The following is a 13,420-nucleotide window of genomic DNA, read 5'->3' as shown; positions in this document are numbered from 1 at the left end:
GAAGCATGACACGCGTCTTCGTGATCCGGCCATTTGGAAGAATGGGAAGCGTCGTTTCCGAGCAATGATGAGGCTTCATACTACCGCGAGAAGCTCCGTCAGTCCGTCGACCAGCTCAGCGCGCTCTTGCCGCTGGTCATCGATGCCGCCTTGGAGCGTTTGCCGGAAGGGCACAAGGATCGCGTTTGGGCTGAAATGGGCCCGGCCGATCTGGCTTTTTTGGTGGAGCCGAACGCCTCCCGTGTCGCTCGGCTTTATCGCGATAGCGTTTCGGAATCCCACCTCTTTGCCTGGGACGCTGCCAAGGGGCAGATGAAACTGTTTGACGGCCTTGGCTTCCGCCCGAAGCTGGCCGACGCGGTGATCGCGGCCGTCGAGGCGCATCTGTGCCGGCCCGCCGAGAAGGAAGAGTATGAGATGGTCATTTTCTCCGGGCACTTGATCGACGAGCCGGGCCGTCTCGAGCCTCGCTTCCCTCCCGACCGGGTCGATAAGGCCCGACAGCTCATCAAAGACCGACTTCTGAGCCTTCAAAAGGAGGGAAGGAAGCTTCGCGTATTAGCATCGGCTGCGCCGGGCAGCGATATCATCTGTCACGAGGTTTGCGGAGAGATCAATGTCGACAGCACGCTGTGCCTTCCGATGCCCCGGAACATCTATGCCAGCCAGGTTTTCACTGATGGATTTGATGCGTGGCGAACCCGGTATTTCAATCTGCTCGAGAAGCGGCCGGTGCTCGAACTGAGCGACCGTGCAGGGTTGCCGAATTGGCTGAGCAACAAGCCGGGAGTCGATGCCTGGGAGCGCGGCAACGAATGGGTGCTGAGAATGGCGTTGTCCAGCTCGGCGAAAAAAATCATGCTGCTTGCCCTGTGGAACCAGCATGAGGAACCCGGACGTGCCGGTGGGACCGGACACAGCGTACGAATCGCACGCGGTTCTGGCAGTGTCGATGTTCACATCATCGACGCGCAGGAGCTGCTCGCGAACTGAGCCGACCGGCAGGTTGAAGAGCGAGCGCCGGCTTCACTGCCCCGCCAAGCTCAGCAAATACGGCTTCGGGTAAATCCCCCTGTCATGCCCGTCCGAGAACGAGATATTCAGCCCGTAGCCGAGATCGCCGATCGCGGTGATCGCGATCCCCGGAAATGCTTCCGGGAAGCGGCCGTCGAAGCGGGCGCGGGTGCAGTGGGCGCATTTGCAGGAGAGGCGGAGTGTTTCGGCAGTGACGCTCAACGTATCGTCCTGCCTGGTGCGGACGAGGAGCGCCGCCAGATCGGCGCTGGCTTCATAGTCCCCTACGATCGGTGCCACCAATGCGGTCATGGTCATGACGAACCTCCGACTTCTCTCTACGTCAGCGCGGGCGCCCACGAATAGCAACTAATTGCCGGTGCGGACGCGTGGCGCTGACTTCGCTGCCTCGTCTTCGGTCATCGCTCGCGAAATGTGAAACTAATCGACCGGGAATTTCACTTCCGAATTGCCGGACTCTCCTCTCTCGGAAACCTTGGACGTCACCGATGGCGAAGGAGAGATCATGAGCGCATTTCAGAACGAAACGGTTTTGTCGGTCAGGCACTGGACCGATTCCCTGTTCAGCTTCACCGCGACGCGAGATCCCGGCTTCCGCTTCCAGAACGGCCAGTTCGCCATGATCGGGCTCGAGATCGAAGGCAAGCCGTTGATGCGGGCCTACAGCATGGCCAGTGCCAATCACGAGGAGGCGCTCGAATTCTTCTCGATCAAGGTGCAGGACGGACCGCTGACCTCGCGCCTGCAGAAGATCAGAGAAGGAGACGTCATCCTGGTCGGCCGCAAGGCGACGGGCACGCTGATCACCGGCAATCTCATTCCCGGCAAGCGCCTGTTACTGCTCTCGACCGGCACGGGACTCGCGCCCTTCGCCAGCCTGATCAAAGACCCCGACGTCTACGAGAATTACGAGTCCATCGTGCTCGCCCATGGCTGCCGCCAGATTTCGGAACTCGCCTATGGCGAGCATCTCGTCGCGGGCCTGCGCAGCCACGAATTCTTCGGCCCGTTGATCCACGACAAGCTGGTCTATTACCCGACCGTCACCCGCGAGCCGTTCCGGAACCGCGGCCGCATTACCGACCTGATCGCCTCAAACCAGTTGTTCGACGACATCGGGCAGGCAGGCCTTGATATCGAGACCGACCGCATCATGCTGTGCGGCAGCCCCGCGATGCTGGAGGAGCTGCACGCGATGTTCGCCGCACGCGGCTTCGTCGAGGGCAATCACAGCCAGCCCGGCCATTTCGTCATCGAAAAGGCCTTCGTCGAGCGCTGAGGCGCAAATCGCATCCCGGCGACAACTAATTGCTATCGCCGGACATCCACCTGAACAAATCTGATGCAAAGGCGCCGGGCATCGGCGAACCAGGAGCAAGTGATGGCACTAGATCAGATTGTCGATGGACTTTCGGAAGTTTCCTGCGATGTGCTGGTGATCGGCGGCGGCACGGCCGGGCCGATGGCGGCGCTGAAGGCGAAGCTGAAGAACCCGAAGGCCAATGTCGTCCTGCTCGAAAAGGCCAACGTCAAACGCTCCGGCGCGATCTCAATGGGCATGGATGGATTGAACAACGCCGTCATCCCCGGCTATGCGACGCCGGAGCAATACACCAAGGAAATCACCATCGCCAACGACGGCATCGTCGACCAGAAGGCGGTCTATAAATACGCGCAGAACTGTTACAAAATCATCGAAGAGCTCGACAGTTTCGGCATCCGCTTCCTCAAGAACGAGAACGGCGACTACGCCGTCAAGAAGGTGCACCATATCGGCACCTACGTCCTGCCGATGCCGAACGGCGAGACCGTGAAGAAGGCGCTGTATCGCCAGCTTCGCCGCGCCCGCATCTTGATCTCAAACCGCTACATGGCGACGCGGCTGCTGAAGTCATCTGATGGCCGCATCGCCGGTGCGATCAGCGTCAATACCCGCACGGCGGAGATGCTGGTGATCAAGGCCAAGGCCGTGATCCTTTGCATGGGCGCGGCCGGCCGGCTCGGTTTGCCGACCTCCGGCTACATGTTCGGCACCTATGAGAACGCCGCCAATTCCGGCGACGGCTACGCCATGGCCTATCACTCCGGCGCGGCGCTCGCGAACCTCGAATGCTTCCAGATCAATCCGCTGATCAAGGACTATAATGGCCCGGCCTGCGCTTATGTCGCCGGTCCCTTCGGCGCCTACACAGCGAACAACGAAGGATCGCGCTTCATCGAATGCGACTACTGGTCAGGTCAGATGATGCTTGAGTTCTACAACGAGCTCTTGTCAGGCAAGGGGCCGGTGTTCCTCCAGCTCAAGCATCTGCATCCCGACACCATCTCCGAGATCGAGTCCACGCTGCACAAAGTTGAGCGTCCGACGCGCGGCCTGTTCCAGCAGGGGCGCGGCGTCGACTACCGAAGCGATTCGATCGAAATGCACATCTCCGAGATCGGCCTCTGCTCCGGCCACAGCGCCTCCGGCGTGTTCGTCGACGACAATGCACGCACCACCGTTCCCGGTCTTTACGCAGCCGGCGACATGGCGAGCGTGCCGCACAATTACATGCTGGGCGCCTTCACCAATGGTTCGGTCGCCGGCATCGACGCGATGGAGTTCGCCGACAGCCACGATTTTGCGGAGCTCGACGCTGCCGATGTCGCGCTGGAGCGCGACCGCGTGATGGCGCCGACCCAGCGCGAGGACGGCATTCCGCCGAACCAGATCGAGTACAAGACCCGCCGCCTGGTCAATGACTATCTCCAGCCGCCGAAAGTCACGCGCAAATACGAGCTCGGCATGCGCCGCCTCGCGGAAGCGCGGGAGGACATGCAGGAGCGCATGATCGCGCGCAACGCGCACGAGCTGCTCCGCGCCCTCGAAGTGCAGTCGATCATGGATTGCGCTGATATGGCCGCTCACGCCTCGCTCTACCGCGAGGAGAGCCGCTGGGGCCTCTATCACTGGCGCACGGATTTCCCGGAGAAGGACAACGAGAACTGGTTCTGCCACACGCTGCTGAGCAAGCGCGACGGCAAGATGACCAGCGAGAAGCGCGCAGTCGAACCGTACGTCGTGCCGATCTCCGACGACGAGAAGGACCTCTATGACAAGCAGCGCATCCGCGCGACTGCCTGATCCACCAGAACACAGCAACAGGAGACATCAAATGCCTCTCGCGTCCTATCAGACATCGGTTCCGGTGGTCGTCGACGACGCCAAATGCATCGCGGACAAGGGCTGCACCGTCTGCGTCGACGTCTGCCCGCTCGACGTGCTGCGCATCAGCGAGATGACCAACAAGGCTTACATGGCCTATGACGAGTGCTGGTACTGCATGCCCTGCGAGGCCGATTGCCCGACCGGCGCCGTCACCGTCAACATTCCCTATCTGTTGAGGTGATCATGTCGAGCCCGTTCGAATCCTACGACGACTTGGAGGACGCCGATGAGCGGCTTCAGGCTGCCGATCCCGCCGAGCGCCGTGTCGCGATCATCGCCCTCGGCCATTCCGGCGATCCGGCCGCGGTCGCGCATCTCGCCAACATGGTCGCCGATCCCGATGCCGGCGTGCGCCAGCAGGTCGCGATGGCGCTCGGCGAGTTCGACGGGTCGGAGGCCGCGAGCGCACTGGTCAAGCTGCTTGTCGACCCCGAAAGGATCGTTGCGGCAGCCGCGGCCGACAGCATGGCCGAGTTCAAGGATCCGGCCTGCGCCGGGATCATCCTGCCGCTGGTGAAGCATGCCCACGCCTTCGTCCGCATGGGCGCGCTGCGTGCGCTCAAGGAATTGCGCTGCAAGGACACGCTCAAGCCGGCGCTGGAAGCGCTCCAGGACGCTGACGCCGCCGTGCGCGTGCAGGCGATCGGCGTGATCGGCTTCCTCAAGCTGGAAGAATCCATTCCCGCGCTGACAGCGCTGATCAACGATCCGGACGCCCACGTGCGCCGTGCCGCCGTGAGCGCGCTGTCGTTCTCGCAGATGAAACCTGCGGCCGAGACCATCACGCGCGCGCTGAACGATATCAACTGGATGGTGCGCGAGATGGCGGCTGAAACGCTGGGCCTCAACGTCAACGGTTCGCTCGCCGCCGATCAACTGATCGCATGCCTCGCCGACGAATTCTGGCAGGTGCGGCTGAAGGCGATCCGCAGCCTCGGCAAGATGAAGGTCGAGCGCGCCGTGCGGCCGATCGGCCATTGCGTCAACCACGATCAGGCGAATTTACGGAAAGAGGCCGCTGCGGCGTTGGGCGAGATCGCCAATCCCGACGGCGAGGCGTTCCTGGCGGTGATTGCGGACGATCCCGATCCCGACGTGCGCAAGAACGCGCGGTGGGCGCTGCAGCAGATCGCGGCGCGCAAGGCGCGAGCAGGGGCATAAGAGGCGCGGGCGGCGGCATAGCGGCTTCTCGCTGCCGCTCTGGACTTCCCCCGCCAGACGTTTATTGGTCTTCGCCAATGGGATCGGCCGCTGCAAATGCGGCCGATCCTGAGAAACAGCGAGGACGCCGGCCATGACGACATTGACTGTGAAAGACCTTCTCCCCGAGGACGGCACGCGGGGGACATTGGCCGGCCGCGTCTGGCTGCCGCAGGTGAATGGTCCGGCCGTGGTCGCCGTCCGGGGCGACGGCGTCTTCGACGTTACCGCACGATTTCCGACCATCAGCGCGCTGTGCGAGGAGGACGATCCGGCCAAGGCGCTCGCTGCGACCAAGGGCGAACGCATCGGCGATCTCGAAGCCATTGTGGCCAATACGGCGCCCGATGGTCGCGATTCCAAGAAGCCGTGGCTGCTCGCGCCGGTCGATCTCCAGACCTTGAAAGCTGCCGGCGTCACCTTCGCGATCTCGATGTTGGAACGCGTCATCGAGGAGCGCGCCAAGGGTAATCCGGCCTCGGCCGAGGCGATCCGCAAAGAGGTGACGCGGTTGATCGGCGACGATCTGTCAAAACTCAAGCCGGGCTCGGACCAGGCGATGCACCTGAAGCAGGTGCTGATCGATCAGAACGCCTGGAGCCAGTATCTCGAAGTCGGTATCGGCCCGGATGCCGAAGTCTTCACCAAGGCGCCGACCCTGTCCTCGGTCGGCACCGGCATGGATGCCGGGCTGCATCCGAAATCGACCTGGAACAATCCTGAGCCCGAGCTCGTGCTGTTCGTCTCGAGCCGCGGCAAGATCGTCGGCGGTGCGCTCGGCAATGACGTGAATCTGCGCGACTTCGAAGGCCGTTCGGCGCTGCTGCTCTCGAAGGCCAAGGACAACAATGCGTCCTGCTCCATCGGTCCGCTGCTGCGTCTGTTCGACGACACCTTCAAGCTCGACGACGCGCGCAAGCTCGACATCAGCCTGAACGTGACCGGCACGGACGGTTTCGTCCTCGACGGCCATTCCTCGATCAGCAAGATCAGCCGCGATCCGACCGATCTCGTCGCGCAGACCATCGGTAAGGTGCATCAATATCCTGACGGCTTCGTGCTATTCCTCGGCACCATGTTCGCACCCGTGAAGGATCGCGACGCGCCGGGGCAGGGCTTCACCCACAAGCGCGACGACATCGTCACGATAGCAGCGCCCGAGCTCGGCAAGCTCGTCAACCGCATGCGCACCAGCGACGAGTGCGAGCCCTGGACCTTCGGCATCGGCGCGCTGATGAAGAACCTGGCGCAGCGGAAGCTGATTTAGCCGCTGGCTTCACCTCGCCCCGCTTGCGGGGAGAGGTCGAATTAGATCGAAGATCGAATTCGGGTGAGGGGGACTCTCCGCGAGTCTCTCTCTCTCACCATCTTTGCGGAAGCAGCCCCTCACCCCAAGCTCTCCCCGTAAGAACGGGATGAGGGAGCGCACCATTGTTGCGACGGCTGCTAACTGCGCCTGCATCGCCGCAAAATTTCCTTCATCCCCGCGTTGCATTTGCGGAACAAAATCGCGCTGAGCGTGTCATAGAACGGCGCGCGATCGCTTTCGGGCGTTTCCCCCGAATAGTCAAATAATATGACTAGTCGGAACCCAGCTTCCGTGAAATAGTGCCTTCCGTCGGCTCAAAGGCCGGCCTGAGGGTGCCATGCTACCAATCGGCGCCCCGGATAACATCTTGGGAGACACGCCTGATGACCCCTAAAGTCCTCGTTGCGGCCAGCGCCATGACCGCCTTGCTGCTCGCGCTGCCGGCCAGTGCCGGCCAGCTCACCATCGGCTTCTCGCAGATCGGATCGGAATCCGGTTGGCGGGCGGCTGAGACTTCGGTCTCCAAGCAGGAAGCAGCCAAGCGCCAGGTCAATCTCAAGATCGCCGACGCCCAGCAGAAGCAGGAGAACCAGATCAAGGCGATCCGCTCCTTCATCGCGCAGAATGTCGATGCGATCTTCCTCGCACCCGTCGTCTCGACGGGGTGGGATTCGGTGCTGAAGGAAGCCAAGGAGGCCAAGATCCCGGTCGTGCTGCTCGACCGCGACATCGATCCCTCCGGCAAGGACCTCTATCTCACCGCCGTCACCTCCGACAGCGTGCACGAGGGCGAGGTGGCCGGCGACTGGCTGGCGAAGACGGTCGGCAACAAGGCCTGTAACATCGTCGAATTGCAGGGCACGGTCGGCGCCAGCGTCGCCGCGAACCGCAAGAAGGGCTTTGACACTGCGATTGCCAAGCATGCGAATCTGAAGGTGGTGCGCAGCCAGACCGGCGACTTCACCCGCGCCAAGGGCAAGGAGGTGATGGAGAGCTTCATCAAGGCCGAAGGCGGCGGCAAGTCGATCTGCGCCGTCTACGCGCACAATGACGACATGATGGTCGGCGCGATCCAGGCGATGAAGGAAGCCGGCCTTAAGCCCGGCAAGGAGATCCTCACCGTCTCGATCGACGCGGTGCCCGACATCTTCAAGGCGATGGCCGCCGGCGAAGCCAACGCCACCGTCGAGCTGACGCCGAACATGGCCGGGCCTGCGCTCGATGCCATCGCGGCGTTCAAGGACAAGGGTACGGTACCGCCGAAATGGATCCAGACCGAGTCCAAGCTCTATACCGCCGCCGACGATCCGCAGAAGATCTACGACAGCAAGAAAGGCCTCGGTTACTGAGGCGGGCTTCGCCAGCCCGCGGCCTGCGGTCCGGCCCCCCTTCGAAACCGCTGCGGGAACGAATAGGCTGGGTGTCCGCTTCAGTGGCGGGCGCCGGTGGGAGTGACGTCGCGATGGAAAACAGCTTTGATCCTGCTTCGCCGCTGCTGGAGGTGCGCGGGATCAGCAAGAGTTTTGGTGCGGTGCGTGCGCTGCAGGAGGTCGACTTCACACTGCGTGCCGGTGAGATCCATGCGCTGCTCGGCGAGAACGGCGCCGGCAAGTCCACGCTGATCAAGGTCGTCACCGGCGTATTCCCGCGCGATGCCGGCATTGTCCGGCTCGGCGGTGAAGAGGTCGCGCCGCGCTCGGCCAAAGCGGCGCTTGGCGTCGGCATTGCCACCGTCTACCAGGAGGTTAACCTGCTGCCGAACCTCTCGGTGGCCCAGAACCTATTCCTTGATCGCCAGCCGATGCGCTTCGGCATCGTGCGAGAAGGCGAGATGCGCCGCCGCGCCAAGGCGTTGCTTGCAGATTTCGGCCTCGATATCGACGTCGCCGCGCCGCTCGGCAATTATTCGGTGGCCATCCAGCACGTCGCCGCGATTGCCCGCGCGGTGGATCTCTCCGCGCGCGTGCTGATCCTGGACGAGCCGACCGCGAGCCTCGACCGTCACGAGGTCGAGGTCCTCTTTGGCATCATGCGGCAGCTGGCGAAGCGTGGCATCGGCATCGTCTTCGTCAGCCACTTCCTCGACCAGGTCTACGAGATCTCCGACCGCATCACCGTGCTGCGCAACGGCCGCCTCGTCGGCGAGCGCGAGACCGCCTCGCTGCCGCGGCTGGAATTGATCCGGATGATGCTTGGCCGCGAGCTGGCCGAGACCACCAGCGTGCGGGCTTCCGCCACCGAGCACGCGGCGCGCGAGATCTGCGCGAGCTTCGAGGGTTACGGCAAGGCCGGCTATATCGCGCCGTTCAATCTCGAGCTGCGCCACGGCGAGGTCGTCGGCCTGGCCGGCCTGCTCGGTTCGGGTCGCACCGAGACGGCGCGGCTGGTGTTCGGTGCCGAGCGCGCTGACGGCGGACAGGCGAGGGTGGAAGGCGCGACGGTGCGGTTGCAGTCGCCGCGCGACGGCGTCCGCCATGGTTTCGGCTATTGCCCGGAGGAGCGCAAGACCGACGGCATCGTTGCCGAGCTCAGCGTGCGCGAGAACATCGTGCTCGCTCTCCAGGCCAAGCGCGGCCTGCATCGCCCGCTCTCACGCCGCGAACAGGACGAGATCGCGCTCCGCTACGTCAAGATGCTCGACATCCGCCCGTCAGATCCGGAACGCCCGGTGGGGCTCCTCTCCGGCGGCAACCAGCAAAAGGTGCTGCTGGCGCGCTGGCTCGCGACATCACCGCGGCTCCTCGTGCTGGATGAACCTACGCGCGGCATCGATGTCGGCGCGCATGCCGAAATCATCCGCCTGATCCGCGAGCTCTGCCACGATGGGCTTTCACTGCTCGTGATCTCATCGGAGCTCGATGAGATCGTGACCTATTCGGATCGCGTCGTCGTGCTGCGCGACCGCGCCCATGTCGAGGAGCTCGCGGGCGAGGCGATCGACGTCGGCAACATTCTCGCCGCCATCGCCGCCGACGGCGCCGCGATGCAGGAGGCCCGGGCATGACAGCGCTGCTGCCGCGCCGCGGCCTCGCCCAGATCCTCGCGCTGATCGTCATCCTCGCAGTCGATCGCGTGGTGTCGCCGCAGTTTTTCGACCTGCGCCTCCAGGACGGCCGTCTGTTCGGCAGCCTGATCGACGTGCTCAACCGCGGCACGCCAGTGGCGCTGCTCTCGCTCGGCATGGTGCTGGTGATCGCAACGCGTGGCATTGACCTCTCGGTTGGCGCGGTCATGGCGATCTGCGGTGCGATCGCGGCGAGCCTTGCCGACAGTCACGGCCTTCCGGTGGTGCTGGCGGCCGCGCTCGGCGCAGGCCTCGTCTGCGGCCTCTGGAACGGCTTTCTCGTCGCGGTGCTCGGCATGCAGCCCATCGTTGCCACGCTCATCCTGATGGTCGCGGGGCGCGGCATCGCCCAGCTCATCACCGAAGGGCGGATCGTGACGTTCTCCTCGCCAGATCTGGTCTGGCTCGGCAATGGCTCGGTGCTCGGCCTGCCAGTGCCGGTCGTGATTGCCTTGGGCATGCTGATCCTCACCGGTGCAGTCGTGCGCGGCTCGGCGCTCGGGCTGCTGATCGAGGCGACCGGCGGCAATGCGCGGGCGAGCGAGCTCGCCGGTGTCGGCACCCGCGCGATGATCCTGGCCGTCTATGTCTGGTGCGGCGTCTGCGCCGCGCTCGCCGGCGTGATCGCGGCGGCCGATATCATGGGAGCGGATGCCAACAATGCCGGCCTCTGGCTCGAGCTCGATGCCATCCTCGCCGTGGTGATCGGCGGCACCTCGCTGTTCGGCGGCCGCTTCAGTCTCGTGCTCGCAGTGCTGGGCGCGCTGATCATCCAGACCATGAACACCGGCATCCTGTTGTCGGGCTATCCGCCGGAGTTCAACCTGCTGGTCAAGGCGGTGGTGGTGCTCGCGGTGCTGCTGCTGCAATCGCCGAAATTCTCAGGTCTCGCCGGGATCGCCGCGCGGCTGCGGAGAACCAAGGCATGAAAGGCCTGCCGCCCGTCCTCATCACCACCATCGTGCTCGTCGCTGGCTTCGCAGCTTGCGCCGTGCAATTCCCCAACATCGCCTCTACTCGTGTTGTCGGCAATCTTCTTACCGACAATGCCTTTCTCGGCATCGTCGCGACCGGCATGACATTCGTCATCATCTCCGGCGGGATCGATCTCTCGGTCGGCTCGGTGATCGGTTTCACCACCGTGTTCGTTGCGCTGGCGATCGAGCGCTGGGGCGTGCCGCCGCTGGCCGCCTTCGTGGCCATCCTCGCGCTATCAGCGTCTTTTGGCGCTGCGATGGGCGCAGTCATCCATGTCTTCGACCTGCCGCCCTTCATCGTGACGCTGGCCGGCATGTTCCTCGCCCGCGGCGCAAGCTTCCTGCTGTCGACGGAATCGGTGCCGATCACCGCGCCGGTGTATTCCACCGTATCGGACTTCGCGCTGCGGATGCCCGGCGGTGGCCGATTGACGGCGATCGCAATCATCATGCTCGTGATCGTGATCGGCGGCGCCATGCTGCTGCATCTCACGCGGTTCGGCGCCAACGTCTATGCGCTCGGCGGTAGCCGCACGACCGCAAGCCTGATGGGCGTTGCCGTCGGCAAAATGACGATCAAGATTTACATGCTGTCGGGCTTGCTCGCAGGGATCGCCGGCATCGTCTTCTCCTTCTACACCAGTGCCGGCTACTCGCTCTCCGCCGTCGGCGTCGAGCTCGACACCATTGCCGCCGTCGTGATCGGCGGCACGCTGCTCACGGGCGGGCAGGGCTCGGTGATCGGCACCTTCCTCGGCGTGCTGATCCAGGGTTTGATCCAGACCTACATCAATTTCGACGGGACGCTGTCGAGCTGGTGGACCAAGATCGCGACCGGCGTGCTGCTGTTCGCCTTCATCGCCTTGCAGCAGGGGCTGGTCGCGCTTGCACGCCGGCCGGTGAGGAAGAGTGCAGGAGCAGCCACATGACCTCGCGCATCGTCGTCATCCCGACGCGGCGGGCCCACTCGAACCATGCGGAGGTGGCCCGCTCGATCGGCGTCGACATCATCGCCGGCCGCTACGCGGAAGGCACGCGCCTGCCCGGTGATGCCGAGATGATCGCGATGTTCGGCGTGTCGCGGCCGGTGCTGCGCGAGAGCGTCAAGACGCTGGTTGCCAAGGGGCTGCTCACCACCAAGGCGCGCGTCGGCACGGTGGTGCGCGAACGCGGCGCCTGGAACATGTTCGATGCCGACGTGCTGGCCTGGCACCTGGACGCCGGAATCGACAAGCGCTTCCTCAACGACCTTGCCGAGATCCGTCTCGCGGTCGAGCCACGTGCGGCCATGCTCGCAGCGGCGCAGCGGTCCGAGGAGGATCTGGCCGAGCTCCGCCGCAGCATGGAGCGCATGCGGCATGAGGCGTCCGACTCGGTGGGCTTTGCCGATGCCGATCTCGCGCTTCATGTGGCCGTGGCGCGCGCCTCCGGCAATCTGTTCATGCGCTCGATCGGGCATGTCATCGAGGCCGCGCTGCGCGCCTCGTTCCTGCTCAGCGCCCCGGTCGAGGCGGAGGACCGCGACACCGTGCTGCTCTGGCATCAAAAAATCGTCGATGCGATCGCGGCTGGTGATGCCGACGCCGCCTCGGAGGCGATGGTCTATGTCATTCACAACGGCATGCGGCGCCACGAGGGTGCGGTGATCGAAACTGCGCCGGCCGAGCCGTTGTCATCTGCGAAATCCGGAGAGAGATCGTGACTGAGCTTCGCATCGCCATCGTCGGCTTCGGCAAGATCGCGCGCGACCAGCACCTCAGTGCAATCGCCGCGACACCGGGTGCGACGCTCGCCGCTGTCGCCAGCCGCAATGCTTCGCTGCCGAACCTGCCGCATTTCGCGACGATCGAGGAGCTGCTGGAAAAAGGTCCGCCGATCGACGCGGTGTCGCTCTGCACGCCGCCGCAGGTGCGCCGCGCCCAGGCGGCAGCCGCGCTCGCCGCCGGCAAGCATGTCATGCTGGAAAAGCCACCCGGCGCCGGTGTTGCCGAGCTTGATCCGCTGATCGCGATGGCGGCGGGTGCGAAGCGGACACTGTTTGCGACCTGGCATTCGCGCTATGCGCCGGCGGTCGAGCCGGCGCGGCAATGGCTTGCCGAGCGCCGCATCGCCTCCGTGCACATCAGCTGGAAGGAAGACGTCCGTGTCTGGCATCCCGGGCAGAGCTGGATCTGGGAGCCAGGCGGTCTCGGCGTGTTCGATCCCGGCATCAACGCGCTGTCGATCCTGACCAGGATTCTGCCGAAGCCGGTGTTCGTCACCGCGGCCGAGCTGGCCTTTCCAGCCAATTGCCAGGCGCCGATCGCGGCGAACCTGATACTGACGGATATCAGCGGTCTGCCTGTGACCGCCGAGTTCGATTTCCGCCAGACCGGGCCGCAGAGCTGGGATATCGTTGTCGAAACCGATCAGGGCCGGCTGACTCTGTCCAACGGCGGCGCGCGCATGGCCGTCGATGGCAAGCTGCTTGCCGAGGCGCCGGATGAGGAATATCGCGGACTCTACCGGCGCTTCGTCGAGCTCGCGGCGACCGGCGCAAGTGACGTCGATCTGACGCCGCTCCGTCTCGTCGCCGACGCCTTCCTGCTGGGCAAGCGCACGATCGTCGAACCGTTTGTGGATTGAGC

At 64.2% G+C, this 13,420-nt stretch carries 13 protein-coding genes; 12 read left to right on the top strand and 1 reads right to left on the bottom strand.

Annotated features, from left to right (window positions below):
* Positions 1 to 33 precede the first annotated feature (33 nt).
* Entirely contained in the window at positions 34 to 993 is a 960-nt protein-coding gene (locus P6U29_RS27295; protein WP_407113206.1) for a hypothetical protein, read from the top strand.
* Between the two features lie 33 nt (positions 994 to 1,026).
* Here P6U29_RS27295 and P6U29_RS27290 read toward each other — a convergent pair whose 3' ends face one another.
* Positions 1,027 to 1,332, bottom strand: coding sequence for a gamma-butyrobetaine hydroxylase-like domain-containing protein (locus P6U29_RS27290; RefSeq protein WP_407113204.1), 306 nt, complete (start codon positions 1,330 to 1,332; stop codon positions 1,027 to 1,029).
* A 208-nt stretch (positions 1,333 to 1,540) separates the two neighbouring features.
* Here P6U29_RS27290 and P6U29_RS27285 point away from each other — a divergent pair, with 208 nt between their 5' ends.
* The 11 genes from P6U29_RS27285 (at position 1,541) to P6U29_RS27235 (ending at position 13,418) form a co-directional block, all read left to right on the top strand.
* Positions 1,541 to 2,314, top strand: a complete 774-nt coding sequence (locus tag P6U29_RS27285; protein WP_407113202.1) for a ferredoxin--NADP reductase — start codon at positions 1,541 to 1,543, stop codon at positions 2,312 to 2,314.
* A 102-nt stretch (positions 2,315 to 2,416) separates the two neighbouring features.
* Positions 2,417 to 4,159 carry a fumarate reductase/succinate dehydrogenase flavoprotein subunit gene (locus P6U29_RS27280; RefSeq protein ID WP_407113201.1) on the top strand — a complete coding sequence of 581 codons (1,743 nt, stop codon included), beginning with the start codon at positions 2,417 to 2,419 and terminating at the stop codon, positions 4,157 to 4,159.
* A gap of 31 nt (positions 4,160 to 4,190) precedes the next feature.
* A complete protein-coding gene (locus P6U29_RS27275; RefSeq protein ID WP_011085981.1) occupies positions 4,191 to 4,424 on the top strand; it encodes a ferredoxin family protein in 234 nt (77 codons plus the stop codon).
* 2 nt (positions 4,425 to 4,426) lie between these two features.
* Entirely contained in the window at positions 4,427 to 5,404 is a 978-nt protein-coding gene (locus tag P6U29_RS27270) for a HEAT repeat domain-containing protein (protein WP_407113199.1), read from the top strand.
* 133 nt (positions 5,405 to 5,537) lie between these two features.
* Entirely contained in the window at positions 5,538 to 6,710 is a 1,173-nt protein-coding gene (locus P6U29_RS27265) for a fumarylacetoacetate hydrolase family protein (RefSeq protein WP_407113197.1), read from the top strand.
* A 425-nt stretch (positions 6,711 to 7,135) separates the two neighbouring features.
* A complete protein-coding gene (ytfQ, locus tag P6U29_RS27260; protein ID WP_407113195.1) occupies positions 7,136 to 8,101 on the top strand; it encodes a galactofuranose ABC transporter, galactofuranose-binding protein YtfQ in 966 nt (321 codons plus the stop codon).
* Positions 8,102 to 8,214: 113 nt separating this feature from the next.
* Positions 8,215 to 9,756, top strand: a complete 1,542-nt coding sequence (locus P6U29_RS27255) for a sugar ABC transporter ATP-binding protein (RefSeq protein ID WP_407113193.1) — start codon at positions 8,215 to 8,217, stop codon at positions 9,754 to 9,756.
* Positions 9,753 to 10,745 (top strand): ABC transporter permease, encoded by a 993-nt coding sequence (locus tag P6U29_RS27250; RefSeq protein WP_018647699.1) that lies wholly within the window; start codon positions 9,753 to 9,755, stop codon positions 10,743 to 10,745. Before P6U29_RS27255 ends, P6U29_RS27250 begins: the two co-directional genes overlap by 4 nt.
* Positions 10,742 to 11,722, top strand: a complete 981-nt coding sequence (gene yjfF, locus P6U29_RS27245) for a galactofuranose ABC transporter, permease protein YjfF (protein WP_407113191.1) — start codon at positions 10,742 to 10,744, stop codon at positions 11,720 to 11,722. Before P6U29_RS27250 ends, yjfF begins: the two co-directional genes overlap by 4 nt.
* A complete protein-coding gene (locus P6U29_RS27240) occupies positions 11,719 to 12,495 on the top strand; it encodes a FadR/GntR family transcriptional regulator (RefSeq protein ID WP_407113189.1) in 777 nt (258 codons plus the stop codon). The genes yjfF and P6U29_RS27240 overlap by 4 nt, the downstream gene beginning before the upstream one ends.
* Entirely contained in the window at positions 12,492 to 13,418 is a 927-nt protein-coding gene (locus P6U29_RS27235; protein ID WP_407113187.1) for a Gfo/Idh/MocA family protein, read from the top strand. Before P6U29_RS27240 ends, P6U29_RS27235 begins: the two co-directional genes overlap by 4 nt.
* Positions 13,419 to 13,420: the final 2 nt, after the last annotated feature.

It is taken from the genome of Bradyrhizobium sp. LMG 9283, assembly GCF_045571415.1.
Taxonomy (GTDB): Bacteria; Pseudomonadota; Alphaproteobacteria; order Rhizobiales; family Xanthobacteraceae; genus Bradyrhizobium.
Note: the sequence above shows the minus strand (reverse complement) of the source record. Positions and strands in the feature narration are given on the sequence as shown.

What these genes read in the sequence shown, in the direction of transcription:
- P6U29_RS27290 (WP_407113204.1), bottom strand. Translation starts at nt 1,332, where the DNA reads ATGACCATGACCGCATTGGTGGCACCGATCGTAGGGGACTATGAAGCC.
- P6U29_RS27285 (WP_407113202.1), top strand. Translation starts at nt 1,541, where the DNA reads ATGAGCGCATTTCAGAACGAAACGGTTTTGTCGGTCAGGCACTGGACC.
- P6U29_RS27280 (WP_407113201.1), top strand. Translation starts at nt 2,417, where the DNA reads ATGGCACTAGATCAGATTGTCGATGGACTTTCGGAAGTTTCCTGCGAT.
- P6U29_RS27275 (WP_011085981.1), top strand. Translation starts at nt 4,191, where the DNA reads ATGCCTCTCGCGTCCTATCAGACATCGGTTCCGGTGGTCGTCGACGAC.
- P6U29_RS27270 (WP_407113199.1), top strand. Translation starts at nt 4,427, where the DNA reads ATGTCGAGCCCGTTCGAATCCTACGACGACTTGGAGGACGCCGATGAG.
- P6U29_RS27265 (WP_407113197.1), top strand. Translation starts at nt 5,538, where the DNA reads ATGACGACATTGACTGTGAAAGACCTTCTCCCCGAGGACGGCACGCGG.
- ytfQ (WP_407113195.1), top strand. Translation starts at nt 7,136, where the DNA reads ATGACCCCTAAAGTCCTCGTTGCGGCCAGCGCCATGACCGCCTTGCTG.
- P6U29_RS27255 (WP_407113193.1), top strand. Translation starts at nt 8,215, where the DNA reads ATGGAAAACAGCTTTGATCCTGCTTCGCCGCTGCTGGAGGTGCGCGGG.
- P6U29_RS27250 (WP_018647699.1), top strand. Translation starts at nt 9,753, where the DNA reads ATGACAGCGCTGCTGCCGCGCCGCGGCCTCGCCCAGATCCTCGCGCTG.
- yjfF (WP_407113191.1), top strand. Translation starts at nt 10,742, where the DNA reads ATGAAAGGCCTGCCGCCCGTCCTCATCACCACCATCGTGCTCGTCGCT.
- P6U29_RS27240 (WP_407113189.1), top strand. Translation starts at nt 11,719, where the DNA reads ATGACCTCGCGCATCGTCGTCATCCCGACGCGGCGGGCCCACTCGAAC.